Genomic DNA, 18,643 nt, shown 5'->3' with positions numbered 1-18,643 from the left:
ACATAAAAGCGCACGTCATGCTTATCTTTATACTTAAAATTTAGAAGGTACAGAAGTCAATTATAATATTGCCTTTAAAAAAGGCAGTAAAAATTCATGATCATTCTCTAGTCATTGCGTCCATCGCAATATATAATCCAGCCCTAAATAATCCAGGAAGAAAATAAAACGAGCAGGAGTATATCTTTTGAAACATAAAGCACTAATAATCGCTATCTCAGCATTGTCCAGTTCTCTTTTTGCGGCAGATAGTCAGCAACTGCAACGTGAAATACAACGGTTACAAAAACAAACACAACAACTTCAATTACAGTTAAATCATTTACAAAAACAATTAATTAAACAACCGGTAGTTAAACTGGAAGTAAAAAAAGAGGCCAAATCCCCAGCAAAGGTTCAGACAAAGAAACAGCCGGCTGTATTATCCCCAACGCCTTCAGCTAAACCAGTTACCAACGAAAAAAACAAATATTTTCATACGAGTCCATTAGTAGTTCATGCCGTGGATTCCAATCCCGAATCAATAGGTTTTTATCCGACTGCTCTTATTGCAGACAATAAGGTAATAAGTTATATAGCTGGAACACCCGTGGTAACATCTCCCTATTTAGGTGACAGGCCAGCGTTTGACGGCTCAGACTATATTGTCAACATTTCCAGTATCAATCGCGATATCAGGTTAATGCAGCAGCGCCGACGTTTATACCGTGCTTATGAAGGTCTTGGTTATCCGACACCTGATATTCCTATTATTGCCATAAGTGGTAAAGCAGAGCCGGTAGGGATGATTAACCGTCCCTATGTGGGAAGAAATGTGGGTGATATCAATTTGGGTTCCAGTGAACTGGATGTAGCTGCTGCTTTAAATAATAAGGTAGAGGCTTTTATGTCAATTGCTTATGATGAAACCCGTCCTCCTATAGGTCCCCGAGTATCTAATTCAGCGTTTAGTCTGAATATGGGTTTTGTTAATGTGGGAAATCTTGATCAATCACCGTTCTATTTTACCGCCGGGCAAATGTATGTACCGTTTGGCCGTTATTCAAGCTCAATGATTAGTTCGCCTCTTCCTTTGAGTTTGGCGAGAACGAAATCAAGACCTTTTATTGTAGGATATAAATCGCAGGAAGATTTTGGTCCCTATGCGGCGGTATATGGTTTTAAATCAGAAACGAATTTAGGACATTCTGGTATTGGGGGGGTTAATTTGGGCTATACAATTAAGTCAGGCGAACTCTCCGGTGATATTGGCGCAGGTTACATCAGTTCACTTACGGACTCTTCCGGCATGCAAAACACAGGCTCTACGCCATTTACTACCTTTGGTGGTTTTGCGTCCGCTACCAATGGCAGTGAACTAATTCATAAAGTACCGGGTATCGATGTTCATGGGAACCTAAGTTTCGATCGGTATAGTTTAACTGCAGAATGGGTTGGAGCTTCCCGATCTTTCATGCGAGAAGATTTAAGTTTCAATGGCAGAGGTGCAAAACCGCAAGCCGCCCAGCTGGAAGCAGGAGTTACCTTTATGGCTTTTGATAAACCTGCATCAGCAGCCCTTGGTTATCAATGGTCGAAGGATACTCTGGCATTAAATTTACCACAGCGTCGTATAAGTGGTGTTTTTAATATTTCCATTTGGAAAGATACTGTGGAAAGTCTTGAATATCGTCACGATGTTGATTTCAAACCAAGTCAGTACGCTAATGGCATACCGGCTCCTGGGTTGTTAAACCTGGATACTATAGGTACTGGTCGTTCGGCAAATGCCTTAATTGCGCAGATAGGAGTATATTTTTAAATAGAGCAATAACCTGCGCCAATTAATAAAAAAATATAATTTTTGCTCAAAACAAATCAAAAAGAAGAACATTGTTCTCTGTTAAAGAGAATATGTTTATCATTTCTTCATTTTGCAAGGCTAACCCATCGCCGGCAGAAAGGGTTATACCATTAATTTCGGCTATGCCTTGCGCCATTTGTAACCAATATTGATGATTAAGTTGTGTCTGAACGATTGTTTTATTATTTTTACTAAACTTTCCTACAAGCATTCGAGCATTTTGTTTAATTAATAAAGAATTGTCTTCGCCGTCAGGAGAAACTACTACATGAAATCTGTCATGTACCTCTTCGAACAGGAATGATTTTTGCTGGTAAGTGGGTAACTCATTCTGGACATTCGGTGTGATCCAAATTTGTAAAAAATGAACTTCCTCATCATCCGAAGCATTATATTCACTATGTGTTACACCAGTACCCGCACTCATGATCTGAACATCTCCAGATTTAATGACAGAACCATTCCCCATACTGTCTTTATGAGCTAATGCGCCTTTTAATACGTAAGAAATAATTTCCATGTTTTTATGGGCATGAGTAGCAAATCCAGCCCCGGGTATGACTCGATCTTCATTAATGACACGCAGGGAAGCAAATCCCCGATGATTCGGATTGTAATAATCACCAAAAGAGAAACTGTGCATGCTTTTTAGCCAATTAAGGTGAGTATATCCTCGCTCGTTTTGATATCTTTTCATTAACATGGAGGGTTCCTTCAATAGCCAGGAATAAATCATACTGATCAAGTAATCTTAATAATAGGATTGTCATTGACTAATTACAATTATTTACCTAACAAGCTGGCAATGCAATTTCTGCGGCTTCAGCCAATTGTTCTCGCTTTAATATAAGAAGTCTCCTTCACAACTGATCGAATTCAGGAAGTGAATTATTTTTTTGGTATTATATCAAAAAATAATCACTTAGATCGATAAATGTTTCCTTTTTGTTCATTTTTTATGATCAGCATTTAAGTTGGAAATTTGCCCAATCCCATTACGGCATTTCTGCTGCGGAAGAAACGTTATAAAGTCAATTCGTGAGTCAGGTATTTATTCTTGGGAAATAATAGCTTTTAAATTTAAAATTTTTCGAACTTATTGCGTATAATCAATTTAAGCTTATACCGTTAGCAGAAAGAGGAGGTCGGGATGACCCAATTTTTTTGGTTACGCACTTTCGTTGTTTTTTTGTTATCTACGATCATTACTGTTACAGCCTATGCCAGTAAAATAGTAGAGTTTACGATTAAAGGCGCTATAGGGCCTGCTACAGCGGATTATTTAGTGCGAGGTATTGCTCAGGCACAACATGCAACACTGATCCTCATTCAGATGGATACGCCGGGTGGTTTGGATCAATCCACTCGTCAGATCGTGCAAGCTATTTTGCACTCTAAAGTTCCGGTAGTAACCTATGTCGCACCGGTTGGTGCACGGGCCGCTAGCGCCGGAACGTTTATACTTTATGCCAGCACGATTGCTGCAATGGCGCCTGGGACTCATTTAGGTGCGGCAAGCCCTGTCACATTCTCCACGGGGATGGGAGAAACAGATAAGGGTAACGGTTCTAAAACAGTGATGAATAAAAAGATGATTAATGATACCGTCGCGTATATCCGTTCGCTGGCGCAACTACGGGGACGGGATGCTGTTTTTGCTGAAAAAGCGGTGTTGAACGCGGAAACTTTAACGGCTAACGAGGCACTCAAAAATAAAATAATTGATATGATTGCTGTCAATGAACAAGCGTTGTTTACACAACTTAATGGATTGGTTGTTACACAAGATGGCCAGAAAATTCAATTAGCTACCGAAAACGTTCCCCTTGAACGCCTTACCCCTGACTGGCGGACACGCTTTTTACAGGTTATCACGGACCCTAATATTGCTTATCTACTTTTTATTCTGGGTGTTTATGGCATTTTTTTTGAATTAGTGAGTCCTGGATTTGTACTGCCTGGTGTTATTGGGGCCATAGCTATGTTGATAGCCTTGTATGCTCTGCAATTATTACCCGTTAATTACGCGGGACTTGGTTTAATTGTCCTCGGTTTGGCTTTTATTGTTGCGGAGGCATTTACTCAAAGTTTTGGTATTTTAGGTTTAGGTGGTACTGTAGCCTTCATTATTGGTTCAGTTTTTCTGCTGCAAAGTGATCAGCAGAATTACCAGATTGCCTGGTCGATAATTTATGCGATGGCTGCGGTCAATATTTTTATTTTATTAAGCCTCCTGATTATGGCTGTTAAATCAAGAAAACGTAAGGTGCAGCACGGCGTAGAGATGTTATTAGGCGCTGAAGGGAGAACTTTGGATAACATTGATCCTAGTGGGCAAGCAGTGATAAAAGGTGAGATCTGGAGTATTCATGCGAACGAGCCTATTGCAGCAGATAAACGGGTAAAAGTGATTGCTGTTTCAGGATTGCAGCTTGAAGTAGAGGAATTAAAATCTGACGTTTGAGGAGAAAATTATGGTGACTTTGGGATTTATACTGACCATTAGTGTTTTTTTACTGATGTCGACCTTTCGAGTGTTGCGAGAATATGAGCGTGGCGTGGTTTTCATGTTGGGGCGTTTTTGGCGTGTTAAAGGCCCAGGGTTGGTAATTATTATTCCCGTTGTACAACAGATGGTTCGCGTGGATTTACGCACGGTTGTGATGGATGTGCCTAGTCAGGATGTTATTTCGCGCGACAATGTTTCGGTGCGTGTTAATGCCGTACTCTATTTTCGCGTGGTCGATGCGCAAAAAGCCATTATACAAGTCGAAAACTACCTTGAAGCAACAAGTCAATTAGCTCAAACGACCCTCCGTTCGGTATTAGGGCAACACGAGCTTGATGAGATGCTGGCGGAGCGGGACAGATTAAATTCTGACGTACAAAAAATATTGGATGCTCAAACAGATGGTTGGGGAATTAAAGTGTCTAATGTAGAAATAAAGCGAGTTGATCTGGATGAAAGTATGGTACGTGCAATAGCGAAGCAAGCGGAGGCAGAACGTGACAGACGAGCGAAAGTCATCCACGCTGAAGGAGAGTTGCAGGCTTCAGAAAAATTGTCACAGGCAGCGCAGGTTCTGGCCCAGCAACCACAATCGATGCAACTACGTTATTTACAGACATTGAGCGCTTTGTCGAGTAGTAATCCTACAACGATTGTCTTCCCAATGCCCCTTGAATTAGGTGAGTTATTGCGTAAAATCGCAGAGAAATAGCAGAACTTCGACACGATACCCCAGAGGGAATTTACTTCGTCGATACGGTGCTCGAATTATGTATAATCTGGCTCTTGCTCGTGTCTTCTTGTACTTTTCTGGAGGTCTGGTGAAAAAGTAAGATTTTTCATTCTTTTCTTCCTCTGACACTTACTTTGTGATAGAAGAATATTTTTTTGATAATGTAAACGCATGAGGGTCGTTATGGCGATAAAATCTGATCAATGGATAGAGAAAATGGCGATGGATCATGACATGATTTATCCTTTTCATAGAAGACAGGTCCGTGAAACAGAGGGTGGACGTATTATTTCCTATGGTGTGTCCAGCTATGGTTATGATGTGCGCTGCGCGGATGAGTTTAAAATTTTCACTAATATTAATTCGGCAATCGTTGATCCCAAAGCCTTCGATGCGAATAGTTTTGTCGATTTAAAATCAGATGTCTGCATTATTCCGCCTAATTCTTTTGCGTTGGCGCGGACAGTTGAGTATTTTCGTATCCCTCGTAATGTGCTTACTATTTGTTTAGGGAAGTCTACGTATGCGAGATGCGGAATTATTGTGAATGTGACGCCTTTGGAACCGGAATGGGAAGGCCATGTTACTCTGGAGTTTTCCAATACAACACCACTTCCAGCTAAAATTTATGCGCATGAAGGCGTCGCCCAAATGTTATTTTTAGAATCAGACGAAGTGTGTGCTGTATCCTACCGTGATAGAAACGGAAAATATCAAGGGCAAACGGGCGTGACTTTGCCTCGGACGTAAGGCAGAAGATGCCTTGCTGGAAGTAAAGTAGGTCTGAGTAGCTAAGTCTTAATCTTCATTTCTTAAAGGTATTTTTGCTCGAGAAGCATCGACCCGTTCTCGCAGCTCCTTACCTGGCTTAAAGTGAGGGCTATATTTGGCTTCCGTCACTACTTTCTCTCCTGTTTTGGGATTGTGTGCATTGCGGGGTGGCCGATAATGTAAGGAAAAACTGCCAAATCCACGAATTTCTATCCGTTGATTTTCAACGAGAGATTTAGCCATTAATTCCAGAATATGATTCACGCAGTCAGCAACCTGCTTTTCTGGAAGATGAGTCATTTTTGCAGCAAGTTTCGCAATGAGTTCGGATTTAATCATACCTACCTCTGTTAGCCGCGTTTCAGGGACGTCACACCAAGACACCTGAGGTGCTGACCTCATAACAGGCCTATTAATTATTATTCCATTATTGCTGAAATTCTGATTTTCTATCTTCTTTATTATTAATCATCTTCTCAGCTTAACCAGAGCGTGTTGACAAAGTTAGCAAATGTCAAAACGATCATAAACAAAGGCCAATAGACCTTGTTTAATTTCAGTATAGTCAGAGAAAAAAAATATTCAATGTTATCAAATAACTGTAACTCTATTTTATCCTCTACTATAATTTTTTCAATCTCCCCAGCCCAGACGCTTTTGAATAAATGCTTCAACAATTCCCCAGCTCATAGCGACCTGAGTTCTTGTGAGCAAAGTAAATAGATTGGAGCGTAAGCTTTTTGTGGTGCTAATTACCACAGCGCCGGGTTTAACTTGTTCAATATGTTTGCTAAGAGCAAGCCAGGTCTCACCTAAAAAAGCAGTAGCATTAACAAAAATCAGTGATGCATCCGTAAATTGAGTGTCAAAAAAATTAGCCTGTTTAAATTCAATACGGGCTGCTTTGTCACGATAAGCTGGTATATGGCTTAAACGCTGCTGTTGCTTTAGGGCGCTTTGATGAAGAGAAGCAAAGAGTTCCACGCCACAGCATTTTTGTACATTAAAGACCATAGCGCAAGCTAATACCGCTTTGCCTGTACCGCTACCCAGATCATAAAACACTGTCGAGATATCGGGTTTACACAGCCCTAACAAAGCTACGAAAGATTCAAAATCAATTTCTCCATACACATATTCCAAAGCATCCTGATTTGTTCTTGCTGCCTTCGATAATGCAAACCCGTCTACATCAGCATAAAGTTGTTGATAAACCAAAAGATGCTTATTGATTGCAAAAGCTTTTCGCCATGTTCTAATTGCGGCATGCTGTTGCCAGCCTGATCGTAAAAAAAGGAGGCAAACCAGGCTCAAAACGCTGGTAATAGCGAGTGTTAGCCACATATCAGGCCTTCTGGTGACTATGATTATTTAAAATTTTAGCTTTTTCTTCCTGAGATAGTGCAGGCCAGGCATGGATTAATGCTTTGCCTGCTTCACGCTCATTCATGGCATGTTGATGAATTTCCCAGGGGAATTCATTATTAATATATAAACCAATAGCAAAAGCAGTAATAATGGTGGTAAAAATGGCTATGATCATGGCTCGCCATTGAAACGTGCGTAAAAAGCGTTCACTTTTAACGATAGCATTTGTAGCAGTTCGCTCGACCTGCTCGCAGCTGTCACTTGCAACTCTGCGAAAATGTTGAACATCATATTGCATTAATTGGGCGTCAATGCATTCTATGGCGCGGAGCGTATGTTGCTCTACTTGCAGTAAATTTTTTTCCATCAGTTCTGAAAGTGTCTGATGCTTGTTCTCAATGTCTGTAATTAATTGTTGACTTGTTCGGTGGAGCAATTCCAGATGTTCTTCTCCTTGCTGCAATGCTTTTTCGGCAGCTAGCCGGAAACGTGCCAAACCTGCCTGAGTCAATACTTCCTGTAAGGCGTCCAGTTCATTATGTAAACTTTGAAGCTGCTGTTGTGCTTTATGTTGATGAGCCTGCGCCTGTTGTTCGATGTCATGACGCCATTCCATCATTTTACTTTCAGCGAGTTCAAAATAGGCAATAAATTCGCCCGTATGACGCAATAATTCTTTTAGTTTCATTAGATCTTGATCGCGTTCCATGCCTTTCTCCTAAGTCTAATTACTGAACTGTCTCTTGTTACAATAGAATTTTGTTAGTGATAAATTTTTAGTTTTTCATGCTATCGCTTTTTTTACCTATACTGCAATTAAAATTTGTAATTAAAGCAAAGTATTCATTATTTCCAGACATCCTGGAAATAAAAAAAACATGATTATCGCCTTTGAAATGTGAGAATCCCTGTTATTGCTCGCAATTGGCAAAGACAACTGGCAAACTGTGTTTGCTTCAGGTTGGCGCCTCCAACTCCTTTTGGGATACTACTATGATTAAACAGCTTTTTATCGTTAGCTTTTTAGTGTTACTTGTTGTGAGTAGTTTAATTTTTTTGCTGCAAAGGCATTTAATTTATTTCCCGGCAAAAGAAAGACCTGACCAGCAAACTTTTCATGCTGAAGATATGCAGCAAGTTACTCTCCACACTCCCGATGGTCTATCTTTAAACGCCTGGTATAAGCCAGCGGCTCCCAATCAACCCACATTATTGTATTTGCATGGCAATGCAGGACATATGGGGCATCGTATGACTTTAATTCGTCAATTTTTAACTGTGGGATTTGGGGTGCTTATTTTCGATTATCGAGGCTATGGCGGTAATAAAGGCAGTCCTTCGGAACAGGGTTTATATACCGATGGACGGACCGGGCTGCAATTTTTATATCAGCAGGGGGTGCCTGCTAAAAAGCTGGTTCTGTATGGGGAGTCACTTGGTACCGGGGTTGCTACGCAGTTGGCTATAGAGGCACCCGCTTGTGCTTTGATACTTCAATCTCCTTACACGTCTCTGGCTGCTTTGGCACGATATCATTATCCTTGGTTACTTATACAACCACGCGATAAATTTGATTCTTTAAACCGTATGGCTGCTATTAAAGTACCCGTGCTTATTGTCCATGGTAAACAGGATAAAATTGTGCCTTTTACCCAGGGGTTGACCCTCTTTAATCAGGCTAATGAACCGAAAAAATTGTTGGTTATGGAAACTAAAGGCCATAATAATTTGTGGGACAATGATTTTACCGACAAAATAAACGGGTTTATTCGCGCAAATTGTTTATAATTATTTCTGATAAGTTTTAATTTATACACTATACTGAAATTCTGTTAATACTTACTTAATCAGGATGATTTAAAATAAATTTAGAGATTAAGAAGAGCGGGGAGAACACCATGGGCGCAAATCCATCGGGGTTTTTTAGCGGGAAAACAACAGATCTTGCTTTTATTGATGTCGGTGGTGAAAAGGATTGTGGATTTAGATCAGTGGCTGCTGCAATGGTTAGTCATATTGTCTTTCACCCTGCTTTTAATCAACAGCTGGCAAGAAAATTACTGGACCACTATTATAAGTATTTTACGATAGAGTTAATGACAGAACGTTATTTGACTCCCGCTGATTATTTTACCTTTCGTATTAAAGCCACCGGGCGAGCAACATTTGTTAATGAATTAGCTTTTGTTTTGCGACAAGTGACCGTTGATGAATTACGTGCCCATCCTCTTTATTATTGCAATGTTCTTATGAGTAATAGACATCTATCGCTCAAGGCAATGCGTTTGCAGGATGCCTGGCTTAATGAGTTTGCTATGATCCCTTTGGCGAATGCATTACAGATCCCCATCATCGTTCAGGCGGTAGAATCTAATAAGTCGCTGTTTAAATCACTCATTTTTAATGGAGGAGCCGCAAAACCAGTAGGTAGGCCGGTCATTATTCAATTAATAGCTGATCATAATTATTATATTCCACTGGTGGATAACAGCGAGTTTTTTAAAGGGTTAAATCACGGCGAAAAAGTAGAGCTTTATCCAAAGAATGAAGCAGAACCCATGGACATTGATGCACAGTATGTAATCGAACCCATGGATGTTGACTCGCAGAATGAAACAGAGTCTATGGATATCGATGCAAAGGAGGAGAAAATCCCTGTAGATATTGATGCTGAGGATGGAATAAAATTACTGGCCATTCGCTTATATGACGAATTAGTAAAGCATGTGAGGCGGTTAAGCAAAATGATTGAGCTTAAAGAGTTAAGTCATGAAGATTTACTTGCTATTCGTATCCGAGGATTGGCTGACAGGGCTGACTTACAAAAACGAATGAAATACGCAGGTCTTGAGTATGGATATCAATCTTTTTTTGAAGCGGTCCAAATGCTGGCAAAGGGAGTTCATCCTGTCACGTTACCAGCCGGGAATTCTGAGGATCTTATCTATGCCGCAGCATGCGAATTGTGTATTGGCCAGTTAGATCCTGCCTGGGTTTACGAAAGAGAAGAAAAACTCACCTTAGGCTCTCCTTAAGGAGAAATCGGCTCTCTATAAAAATCCTTGCTCTTTCATCCATTCGTCATTCGCATATTTGGACATGTAATTACGAATGGAGTCAGGCAAAATCACGAGGCATTTTTGTCCTTTTGCTAAGGAAGATGCCGCTTGCAAAGCGCCCCACACCGCTGCGCCAGAGGAACCGCCCACTAACAAACCTTCTTCACGAATCAAACGTCGAGCCATATCAAAGGAGTTTGCATCATTTGTCTTGATATATCGATCAACCAAATTATTGTTAAGTACTTCGGGAAAGAAATCATATCCTATTCCTTCTACATGGTAAGGTTTGATTTCATCACCGCCACCCAATATGGAACCTTCGGGATCAACACCTACAATTTCAATAGCCGGATTGTATTCTTTTAAGCGTTTGGCAAGACCGGTAATGGTTCCTCCTGTACCCACACTGGCTACAACCATATGTAAATCTTTTCCAAAGTCTTCAATAATTTCCTGTGCTGTGCCGAGATAATGAGCGTTGGGATTATGAGGGTTTGCGTATTGATCAAGAATATGAGAATCAGGCAGTTTTCTATGTAATTCTTTGGCCAGAGAAATATGGCTGTCAGGATCATCCCACGCTGCTTCAGTCCGGGTACGATAAATGGTTGCCCCTAATCGCTCCAGAATGACCTGTTTCTCCTGACTCATTTTATGAGGCATGGTAATGATAACCTTATAACCCATCACGGCACCAGCCAGAGCGATACCAATTCCGGTATTGCCTGACGTAGGCTCAATTAAGGTGTCTCCTGGTTTAATAAGCCCATCGCGTTCCGCATTTTTTACCATTTCATAACCAATACGATCTTTTACTGAGCCGCCAGGGTTAAAAAATTCACACTTGGCATACAGTTCGCAGGATAGATTTTTACTGATGCGATTAATTTTTACTACGGGTGTGCGGCCTATGGTATCAAGAATAGTTTGATAGATCATAAAAATTTATTATAAGAGGAGTTTACGTCAGTATACGATGAAATACTGGTCGCTCGTCAATTCGTAAATCAGAATTATTCTAATTAATCAGAATTATAAAGACTATCGAGTGAATCTTCGCTAATACGTGGTTTAATTGATTTTACAAGTGACTTTTCAGCAGTTAGAATGAAAAAGCTAATTAATTAACTATCAAGGACGACACGATGAAAAAAAATATTTTCTTTAATGTTACCTCTGTTGCTCTTTTTTTATCTCCTTTCTTCTTAACGGGCTGCCAGGCGTTGGGGAATTTTTTTGGTGAGCCTTCTTATAGCCAGGATACGTATGGTCGTATGGAAGCGCCTGCCCGTCATCATGATGGCCGAACTTATAAATCTCCTGCTCCATCAGCTACTGGCAATACTCCCGTTCATCGTAATCCAGTCCGTAAACCAACTACAACGGTGGTTCCTGCTGACGCGCCTGTTGTGCATCATCGTTCAACGACTAAAGTGCCAAGTGCAGGGCCTGCTGCGCCTAGTATGGCACCCAGTGCGACAGGAAGTTCTTCTGCGTCCACTCGATCAAATAACACGGTGGTAATTCCTGCTGCACCCATCATAAATCAGCCATCGCCCGCAACTATATCGGCTCCCACAGTAAATACTGGTAATTAATGAAACAGGTGGCGTAAATGTCGTGCTTTACGTCGCCTTATCTATGAGTAGATTTTCATAACATTTGCTGAAAACCGATTGATAACGTTAAAATTAATTTTTTCTGATTGAGTTTAGCTAATGAGTATACTGAAGGCACATGCGGCAAAGGCTGCTCTTGCTTTTATCGATGATGATATGGTAGTTGGCGTCGGTACAGGTTCAACCGTTAATTATTTTATTGATGAGTTAGCAACCATCAAACATCGTATTGATGCTTGTGTGGCGAGTTCAAAAGCGACTGAAGTACGGTTGCGTGCAGCAGGAATCCCCATTATTGATTTAAATGCAGTAAGTGATTTACCTCTTTACATTGATGGTGCTGATGAGGTTAATCAACACCGTGAAATGATCAAAGGAGGTGGTGGTGCTCTGACACGGGAGAAAATTATTGCTACCGTAGCTCATCAGTTTATTTGCATTGTTGATGAATCCAAAGTAGTCAACGACTTAGGTTCTTTCCCTCTTGCTATTGAAGTTATTCCACTGGCGCGAAGTTTTGTTGCACGTGAGATTGTTAAGCTGGGCGGTGATCCTGAGTACAGAGATGGTTTTATTACAGATAATGGCAATATTATTCTTGATGTTTATAATTTGGATCTTTCTGAAGCAACTATTCTGGAAGAAACTATCAAGCTTATTCCGGGAGTAGTTGAAAATGGTTTGTTTGCCAAACGACGGGCAGACAAAATTTTAGTAGCCCAAAAAACAGGTGTCTCTACGCTATAATATTTCCTATCTTAAGAGGAAATCAGTGTATTTGTTTAAGATAAAAGGAGAGGTTCTCGCAATTACTGCACATGGTAAAAACCCTAATGCTGGACAAATGTTTTTTTCTTCCATCATTACGAAATAAAGTGAAGCAATTCCTCTGTCAAGACTGTATTCAAGATCGATTTTTGTTCGGGACAAGGGGGTAAAACTAGAAATAAGGCGTTTTGAACTCCCTGTAAATACCTGAGTCAAACCAAATTTTACCAGTATTTTCTGCAGATGCTGTTTATATAATTTTTTCCGGCCAAACTTTATATTAATTTCTTTAAATTCAATGCGTTATCTATTTTTTTTGTGAAAAAAAAATCTATTTTATCGGTAGGCTTAATAATTTATTAATAATCAAATTGTAAAATTAAAGAACAAATTTTGTTGATGAGAGAAGTCATGGCTAAAATAACTATTTTAAAAAGTAGTCACTTACCAGTAATCTTGCAAATCGATGTATTAGAATATTATCAATCCTATCTAATGAAAGGTGATAACTCATGCGCTGATTGTACAGAAACTTTTGATCATCAAAAAAATTTATTTTTAGATGAACTAACGGATATAAAAGGCGAAATGCTTTGGTTGGAGATAAAAAAAGAATTGGCCCTGCGATGGGATAGAGACAATGAAAAAATAAAGTTTACCGAACGGTTTTTCGACAACGACGATAAAATGCTTCCTATGGCTATTAGTAGTTTGAATAGTTCATTTACTGAATTATTAAAAAATACAATTGACGCCTTTCTTGATAATTTATCAAAAAACCAAGCAATAGATTACGAAAAAGAAAAATTAGAAATGTCAATTAATTTATCTATAGACGATAATAAAATCGTAGTGGAAATTAGCGATAATGCGGGAGGATTTCCAGAAAATTATCTTAGCCGGTTTGGTGAATACATAGAAGAAAAAAAATATAAAAGTGAGCAAAAAGTAAGTGATAAAAAAGATAATGATCTTTATTTTGGTGGTGCAGCAAAGGGAATGCGTGCATTTTTAAGCTACTTGCTGGAAGGTGAAATTATGGAACGAGCAGGCAAATCGATTAAGAAATTCGAGGTACAAAACACGACATCGATTGCACTTGAAAATAAACTGCAAGGAAATAGGAAAGGAATGAAAATGACAATAACATCGTCTCTTGAACCTTGCAAAGAATATGATGACTTACCCAAATTGGAAACGCTAAAAATCAGTCCGGCCTGGGGGAAGTTTTCTCTGTATTCTAATTCTAATAAAAATCAGAGAAAAAATGGAGTTAATTTATTAATTTCTCTGCCAACACAGTCGGCCTGAGGAGAATTTTTCTTTTCCTCTGATGCAACCCTTGTTACACTCATATTACAACTCAGCCGATAAAGGATTATCGATGCGAAAATTATATACAGTCTTTATCTTGTTGTTTGTATCTCATTGCTTTGCCCAGGTGCGTGAAATTGCCATTACCATTGATGACCTGCCTCTTGTCGCTTCAAAAATGGATACAGCAGGTAATCAACAGCGAGCAACTGAACGTTTTGCTAAAATAGTTCAGGCACTTAGTGACAATGACGTACCCGCGACAGGTTTTGTCATTGCCGGTGCAATAGCCAAAGGGCAGTGGGCTTTTCTTGAGCAATTTCGCAAAGCAGGATTTATGCTTGGGAATCACACCTATTCCCATGCCAATTTGAATGGAATGAATGCGGATAAATATATCGCCGATATTGCCCGGGCTGATAAAGTCCTTAGCCCCGTGCTTACAGAACCTAAATATTTCCGTTATCCTTACCTTGCTGAAGGTAATAGAATAACCAAACCCAAGGTACTTGATTTTCTTAAGGAAAATCATTACACCGTTGCCCCTGTTACTGTCGATAGTAAAGATTTTCGTTTTAACGAGCAGCTATACAAAGTTCCCTATCGGGAGAGGGAAAAATACGCGTTAACCCGCATGAAGGCACGTTATCTTGATTATATCTGGCAACAGACATTAAAGGCTGAACATCGAGCTAACGGCCAGCCAGTTAAGCAGATCCTCTTACTTCACGCTAATTTGCTTAACAGTTATTTATTAAGTGATATTATCCAAATGTATAAGCAAAATGGTTATAAATTTATCAGTTTAACCGAAGCACTTAAAAATCCTGCTCCAGCGCTTACCCTTCCTGGTTCAGAAAATGACAAAGAGATGGAAACCAAAATAGACAGTGAGTTTTTACCTTTTTAAAAGTGAGGGTCAATGTAGATAACGTGCTTACAATAATTTATTGAAAAAGGAATTAGACTCAAGGTAAACGCATCTGATAGATGTCTTCAATTTAGATGCGTTTACCCTGGTTATCCGGCCCAAGTTTGTTTATTCCAATATAAGTTGAATTCTACGTCCTTTAAACAACCGTTATTGAACGGAGGTACCCGGATTTTCCAGGCTTAAAACTCCTGTATTAAAATCATAGGCAAAAAGCTCGGCATAGCGTCCCCAATCAATCATTGTACGTAACACACGTTCCGCTTCCTTTTCACTTAAATAATCTTCAAGTTTGGTTAGAAAGCGTTCTTCAGAAACTCGATGGCCAATTTTTTCATCTAAAATACGGCAAATATAGCGCGCCAACGGGACTTTTTCCAACAAACGTCTGGCAAACAGTTGCTTACGCTCCTGTAAATCGGCTTCAGAAAATTGTTTGCCTAATTCACTTAACTGAATATCACCATCCGATACTCGGGCAAACCCTAAAATTTCCAAGGTTTCCAGAATGGGGAAAAGATCATCAATATTCATCATTAATTCATCCGCTAATTCAGGCAGGTCAATACGCTCCTCAAAGGACTTCATTGTTTCAATCAGACCTGATAATTCGGAAGGTTCCACATCAGGAAGGCGATATCCTAAACTGATTTGACGTTCGCGCTGTGCGCCTTTCGCTTTTTCTTTAGGTCCGGTAGTCATTAAAGTATATATTTTATCGACTAAAGCACGAAACTCGGGTGTTTCAGGATCACGCGGTTGTGTGATGTTGACTTGTAATTCGGCACGTATATAACCGGGGTCACTACCAAAAATGATGATCCGATCAGCAAGGGTTGCTGCTTCTTCAATATTATGAGTGACTAGAAGAATGCCGTTGGTATTCGTTTTCTTTTCTTGCCATAACTCTAACAGATCCGATTTCAGGTTTTCAGCGGTGAGTACGTCCAGGGCGGAAAAAGGTTCGTCCATTAATAAAACATCAGGATTGATAACCAAAGCACGAGCGAAACCTACGCGTTGGCGCATCCCTCCTGACAATTCTTTGGGAAACGCTGATTCAAAACCGTCAAGGCCGATGGTATCAATGGCGGCAATTGCCCGCCGCCGCCGTTCTTCCCTGTTGACTCCCTGGGCCTCCAGGCCCAGTTCGACGTTTTCAAGGACAGTTAACCAAGGCATAAGAGCAAAGGATTGAAACACCATGGCAATGCCAGGTACTGGCCCTGTAACGGGTTGTCCACGATAGGTTACTGTTCCTGCCGAGGGCGGTGCAAGTCCTGCGATGATACGCAAAAGTGTGGACTTGCCTGAGCCGGATTTGCCAAGGAGAGCAACGATTTCTCCTTCTCGTAATTTAAAATTAACATCTTCTAACACGAGCAGATCCTGAGAAGAAGAAGCTTTTTTAAACGATTTACGGCAATTTTCAATAGTAATAATAGTTTCTGACATAGCTGTCTCTTAACTGAAATGAAAGCGCTCTTCCGCTAATCGATAGAGCGGACGCCAGATTAGATGATTAAATACCAGGACATACACACACATCATCGCTGTTCCCAGTGCTATTTTAGGGAAATTACCTGCTATCGTATTAGCATGAATGTACTCACCCAGACCGGTAGCTTGTAGTGTGGTGTTTCCCCAACTGACCCATTCGGCAACAATACTGGCGTTCCATGCGCCTCCTGCCGCTGTAATGGCTCCTGTAATATAAAAAGGGAAAATGCCAGGTAAGGCCAAACGTTTCCACCATTGCCACCCTTTAACACCAAAATTATCGGCTGCCAGGTATAAATCGCGGGGAATGGTTGAGGCACCAGCAATGACATTAAATAAAATGTACCATTGAGTACCTAAAATCATAAGTGGAGTTACCCAGATTTCAATACTGAGATGGAAACGAACAATTGCAATAACAAACAGCGGGTAAAATAAATTAGCAGGAAAAGCGGCAAAAAACTGAATAATAGGTTGAATCTTTTGCGCCAGACGGGGTCTTAAACCAATCCAGACGCCAATAGGGATCCAAATTAAAGAGCTAATAAGAATAAGAATAATTACTCTCAATCCAGTCGCTCCCCCAAGTAGTAAAACATGCAGAATTTCACTTACTTTAAGTTCGGCGAGAATAAATTTCAGGAGTAGCCATCCACCTGTGAAAACAGTTAATAAAATAAGTCCGTTCCATAACCAGTCAAGATGTTTCTGGCGATGGGAATCCGTTTCTTTCACTTCATTCATCGTGTGATTGCGCAGCCAATAAATGTTCACGAAATGGTCTTTTACTATTTTTATGCCTTGACCAACATGTTTCATTAATCGACTATTGCGTAGTAAATCAATAAGCCATGATTGATATTCTTCGTCGTCGGGTGATGGTTCCATCTTAAATTTTTCCGACCAGGCAATGAGAGGTCTAAAAAATATTTGATCATAAAGGAAAATAACAATGATCATGGTTAAAATAGCATATCCTACGGCATGTAAATCACGTTTTTCTATGGCCAGAGCAATATAAGATCCTACGCCAGGCAAGCGAATATCCTGATGCGCTACAGCAATCGCTTCGGAAAGAACCACAAAAAACCAACTGGCTGACATGGAAATCATCATATTCCATATTAAACCTGACATGGAAAAAGGAACTTCTACTTTCCAAAAACGTTGCCAGGCAGAGAGTTGAAACATCGCCGCGGCTTCTTTTAAATCATGAGGTAAGGTTTTTAATGATTGATAAAAGCCAAAAGTAATATTCCAGACCTGTGAGGTAAAAATGGCAAAAATGGATGCACATTCGGGGCCTAATAAGCTGCCAGGAAATAAAAGAATGAAACCTGTCACGGTAATTGATAAAAAACTTAATACGGGAACTGATTGTAAAATATCAATTGCGGGAATAATGACTTGCTCGGCACGGCGATTTTTGGCGGCAAAAGCACCTACTGTAAAGGTGAACAAAAGAGATAAGAATAAGGCAATAAACATGCGCAGAATTGTACGTAAAGCATAAAAAGGCAATTTTGCGGGTTCCAAGGAAATGGGTAGTGGTTCCCCTAGTTGATAGGGGCTTGCCATTTGCTTGCCAGCCCACGCAAGAAAAAAAAGAATAGAAAAGATAAGGATGAGTAGTAACAAATCCCAGCGATTAATATAGCGACTAACGTTTTCGCGGTTGGCAAAGTAAAAACGACTGTTGCGCACAAATGCTTCCCCTTTTGTTAATCTGAACGAATGAAATACGTGAAAGAAGTTGTAAAATTCCCATTGATATTGGATTTTACTGAAAACCCAAGAGTGCATAAAATAACACAAATCCATCAGGGTGTGTTGATATTTCTACTATTCTTGTTAATGCATCCCGGCTTTGGATCTGCTATTTGCCTTTTACTGATGCTGCGTATCCCTATTTTTCTGATTCCATTCTGGAAAGAGTCTAAAATTATACCCATTCAACTTGAAGGTGCTGGTTTTATCGTCTGAAAATTATCATTAATGCGCCCTCGGAGTGATTGCGCAATTTTTGGCAAAGTATCATCAAAAAATCCATTGATGGCATCACGAAACATTTTGGCGGAAGAGAAAAAGACGTTATTTCTTATCTCTTCATTCATCACCTTCCATAAGCGCTCTATTGAGTTTAGATTTGGGCTGTATGGTGGCAAATAATGAAGTTCAATATTTTTGTCCAATGCCGCCTCTCGAACCAATTGACTTCGATGATA

The 18,643-nt window shown here is 40.0% G+C and carries 18 protein-coding genes; 10 read left to right on the top strand and 8 right to left on the bottom strand.

Going from position 1 to position 18,643, the window contains the following annotated elements; genetic code table 11:
* Window positions 1–187: 187 nt before the first annotated feature.
* Window positions 188–1,801, top strand: a complete 1,614-nt coding sequence (locus T345_RS0108330) for an LbtU family siderophore porin (RefSeq protein WP_028388951.1) — start codon at window positions 188–190, stop codon at window positions 1,799–1,801.
* A gap of 46 nt (window positions 1,802–1,847) precedes the next feature.
* Here the strand turns inward: T345_RS0108330 and T345_RS0108325 are convergent, their stop codons facing one another.
* The gene (locus T345_RS0108325; protein WP_028388950.1) at window positions 1,848–2,546 is read right to left on the bottom strand and encodes a pirin family protein; all 699 of its coding nucleotides are present in this window, start codon (window positions 2,544–2,546) and stop codon (window positions 1,848–1,850) included.
* Window positions 2,547–2,993: 447 nt separating this feature from the next.
* Here T345_RS0108325 and T345_RS0108320 point away from each other — a divergent pair, with 447 nt between their 5' ends.
* The 3 genes from T345_RS0108320 to dcd all read left to right on the top strand — a co-directional run bounded on the left by T345_RS0108320 (window position 2,994) and on the right by dcd (window position 5,835).
* Window positions 2,994–4,307 (top strand): NfeD family protein, encoded by a 1,314-nt coding sequence (locus T345_RS0108320; protein ID WP_028388949.1) that lies wholly within the window; start codon window positions 2,994–2,996, stop codon window positions 4,305–4,307.
* Between the two features lie 10 nt (window positions 4,308–4,317).
* A complete protein-coding gene (locus T345_RS0108315; RefSeq protein ID WP_028388948.1) occupies window positions 4,318–5,064 on the top strand; it encodes a slipin family protein in 747 nt (248 codons plus the stop codon).
* Between the two features lie 204 nt (window positions 5,065–5,268).
* Entirely contained in the window at window positions 5,269–5,835 is a 567-nt protein-coding gene (gene dcd / locus T345_RS0108310) for a dCTP deaminase (RefSeq protein WP_028388947.1), read from the top strand.
* Window positions 5,836–5,883: 48 nt separating this feature from the next.
* Here the strand turns inward: dcd and T345_RS0108305 are convergent, their stop codons facing one another.
* From T345_RS0108305 to T345_RS0108295, 3 genes are all read right to left on the bottom strand, one after another.
* Window positions 5,884–6,195 carry an integration host factor subunit beta gene (locus tag T345_RS0108305; RefSeq protein ID WP_028388946.1) on the bottom strand — a complete coding sequence of 104 codons (312 nt, stop codon included), beginning with the start codon at window positions 6,193–6,195 and terminating at the stop codon, window positions 5,884–5,886.
* Between the two features lie 294 nt (window positions 6,196–6,489).
* A complete protein-coding gene (locus T345_RS0108300) occupies window positions 6,490–7,200 on the bottom strand; it encodes a class I SAM-dependent methyltransferase (RefSeq protein ID WP_028388945.1) in 711 nt (236 codons plus the stop codon).
* 1 nt (window position 7,201) lies between these two features.
* Entirely contained in the window at window positions 7,202–7,933 is a 732-nt protein-coding gene (locus T345_RS0108295) for a hypothetical protein (RefSeq protein WP_028388944.1), read from the bottom strand.
* 284 nt (window positions 7,934–8,217) lie between these two features.
* On the opposite strand from T345_RS0108295, the gene T345_RS0108290 reads away from it, so the two are divergent.
* Both T345_RS0108290 and T345_RS0108285 read left to right on the top strand, forming a co-directional pair.
* Window positions 8,218–9,012: an alpha/beta hydrolase gene (locus T345_RS0108290; RefSeq protein WP_028388943.1), complete on the top strand. Its 795-nt coding sequence runs from the start codon at window positions 8,218–8,220 to the stop codon at window positions 9,010–9,012.
* 110 nt (window positions 9,013–9,122) lie between these two features.
* The gene (locus tag T345_RS0108285; protein WP_028388942.1) at window positions 9,123–10,259 is read left to right on the top strand and encodes an OTU domain-containing protein; all 1,137 of its coding nucleotides are present in this window, start codon (window positions 9,123–9,125) and stop codon (window positions 10,257–10,259) included.
* Window positions 10,260–10,274: 15 nt separating this feature from the next.
* On the opposite strand, the gene T345_RS0108280 is transcribed toward T345_RS0108285, so the two are convergent.
* On the bottom strand, window positions 10,275–11,225 hold the full coding sequence (locus T345_RS0108280) for a pyridoxal-phosphate dependent enzyme (protein ID WP_028388941.1): 951 nt from the start codon (window positions 11,223–11,225) through the stop codon (window positions 10,275–10,277).
* A 206-nt stretch (window positions 11,226–11,431) separates the two neighbouring features.
* Between T345_RS0108280 and T345_RS0108275 the strand changes: the two genes are divergently transcribed.
* The 4 genes from T345_RS0108275 to T345_RS0108260 all read left to right on the top strand — a co-directional run bounded on the left by T345_RS0108275 (window position 11,432) and on the right by T345_RS0108260 (window position 14,897).
* On the top strand, window positions 11,432–11,884 hold the full coding sequence (locus tag T345_RS0108275) for a hypothetical protein (RefSeq protein ID WP_028388940.1): 453 nt from the start codon (window positions 11,432–11,434) through the stop codon (window positions 11,882–11,884).
* Window positions 11,885–12,004: 120 nt separating this feature from the next.
* Window positions 12,005–12,652 carry a ribose-5-phosphate isomerase RpiA gene (gene rpiA, locus T345_RS0108270; protein ID WP_028388939.1) on the top strand — a complete coding sequence of 216 codons (648 nt, stop codon included), beginning with the start codon at window positions 12,005–12,007 and terminating at the stop codon, window positions 12,650–12,652.
* Between the two features lie 432 nt (window positions 12,653–13,084).
* Window positions 13,085–13,984, top strand: a complete 900-nt coding sequence (locus T345_RS0108265; RefSeq protein WP_028388938.1) for an ATP-binding protein — start codon at window positions 13,085–13,087, stop codon at window positions 13,982–13,984.
* A gap of 73 nt (window positions 13,985–14,057) precedes the next feature.
* Window positions 14,058–14,897: a polysaccharide deacetylase family protein gene (locus T345_RS0108260; protein WP_028388937.1), complete on the top strand. Its 840-nt coding sequence runs from the start codon at window positions 14,058–14,060 to the stop codon at window positions 14,895–14,897.
* Window positions 14,898–15,068: 171 nt separating this feature from the next.
* Here the strand turns inward: T345_RS0108260 and T345_RS0108255 are convergent, their stop codons facing one another.
* The 3 genes from T345_RS0108255 to T345_RS0108245 form a co-directional block, all read right to left on the bottom strand.
* Window positions 15,069–16,373, bottom strand: coding sequence for an ABC transporter ATP-binding protein (locus tag T345_RS0108255; protein ID WP_028388936.1), 1,305 nt, complete (start codon window positions 16,371–16,373; stop codon window positions 15,069–15,071).
* Window positions 16,374–16,382: 9 nt separating this feature from the next.
* On the bottom strand, window positions 16,383–18,122 hold the full coding sequence (locus tag T345_RS0108250) for an ABC transporter permease (protein WP_028388935.1): 1,740 nt from the start codon (window positions 18,120–18,122) through the stop codon (window positions 16,383–16,385).
* 248 nt (window positions 18,123–18,370) lie between these two features.
* A partial coding sequence (locus tag T345_RS0108245; protein WP_028388934.1) for a transposase occupies window positions 18,371–18,643 on the bottom strand: 273 nt, incomplete at its 5' end.

The sequence above is a fragment of the Legionella fairfieldensis ATCC 49588 genome (genome assembly GCF_000621525.1).
GTDB classification, from domain to species: domain Bacteria; phylum Pseudomonadota; class Gammaproteobacteria; order Legionellales; family Legionellaceae; genus Tatlockia; species Tatlockia fairfieldensis.
This window is presented reverse-complemented; position numbering and strand designations above follow the sequence as displayed.

What these genes read in the sequence shown, in the direction of transcription:
- T345_RS0108325 (WP_028388950.1), bottom strand. Translation starts at nt 2,546, where the DNA reads ATGTTAATGAAAAGATATCAAAACGAGCGAGGATATACTCACCTTAAT.
- T345_RS0108320 (WP_028388949.1), top strand. Translation starts at nt 2,994, where the DNA reads ATGACCCAATTTTTTTGGTTACGCACTTTCGTTGTTTTTTTGTTATCT.
- T345_RS0108315 (WP_028388948.1), top strand. Translation starts at nt 4,318, where the DNA reads ATGGTGACTTTGGGATTTATACTGACCATTAGTGTTTTTTTACTGATG.
- dcd (WP_028388947.1), top strand. Translation starts at nt 5,269, where the DNA reads ATGGCGATAAAATCTGATCAATGGATAGAGAAAATGGCGATGGATCAT.
- T345_RS0108305 (WP_028388946.1), bottom strand. Translation starts at nt 6,195, where the DNA reads ATGATTAAATCCGAACTCATTGCGAAACTTGCTGCAAAAATGACTCAT.
- T345_RS0108300 (WP_028388945.1), bottom strand. Translation starts at nt 7,200, where the DNA reads ATGTGGCTAACACTCGCTATTACCAGCGTTTTGAGCCTGGTTTGCCTC.
- T345_RS0108295 (WP_028388944.1), bottom strand. Translation starts at nt 7,933, where the DNA reads ATGGAACGCGATCAAGATCTAATGAAACTAAAAGAATTATTGCGTCAT.
- T345_RS0108290 (WP_028388943.1), top strand. Translation starts at nt 8,218, where the DNA reads ATGATTAAACAGCTTTTTATCGTTAGCTTTTTAGTGTTACTTGTTGTG.
- T345_RS0108285 (WP_028388942.1), top strand. Translation starts at nt 9,123, where the DNA reads ATGGGCGCAAATCCATCGGGGTTTTTTAGCGGGAAAACAACAGATCTT.
- T345_RS0108280 (WP_028388941.1), bottom strand. Translation starts at nt 11,225, where the DNA reads ATGATCTATCAAACTATTCTTGATACCATAGGCCGCACACCCGTAGTA.
- T345_RS0108275 (WP_028388940.1), top strand. Translation starts at nt 11,432, where the DNA reads ATGAAAAAAAATATTTTCTTTAATGTTACCTCTGTTGCTCTTTTTTTA.
- rpiA (WP_028388939.1), top strand. Translation starts at nt 12,005, where the DNA reads ATGAGTATACTGAAGGCACATGCGGCAAAGGCTGCTCTTGCTTTTATC.
- T345_RS0108265 (WP_028388938.1), top strand. Translation starts at nt 13,085, where the DNA reads ATGGCTAAAATAACTATTTTAAAAAGTAGTCACTTACCAGTAATCTTG.
- T345_RS0108260 (WP_028388937.1), top strand. Translation starts at nt 14,058, where the DNA reads ATGCGAAAATTATATACAGTCTTTATCTTGTTGTTTGTATCTCATTGC.
- T345_RS0108255 (WP_028388936.1), bottom strand. Translation starts at nt 16,373, where the DNA reads ATGTCAGAAACTATTATTACTATTGAAAATTGCCGTAAATCGTTTAAA.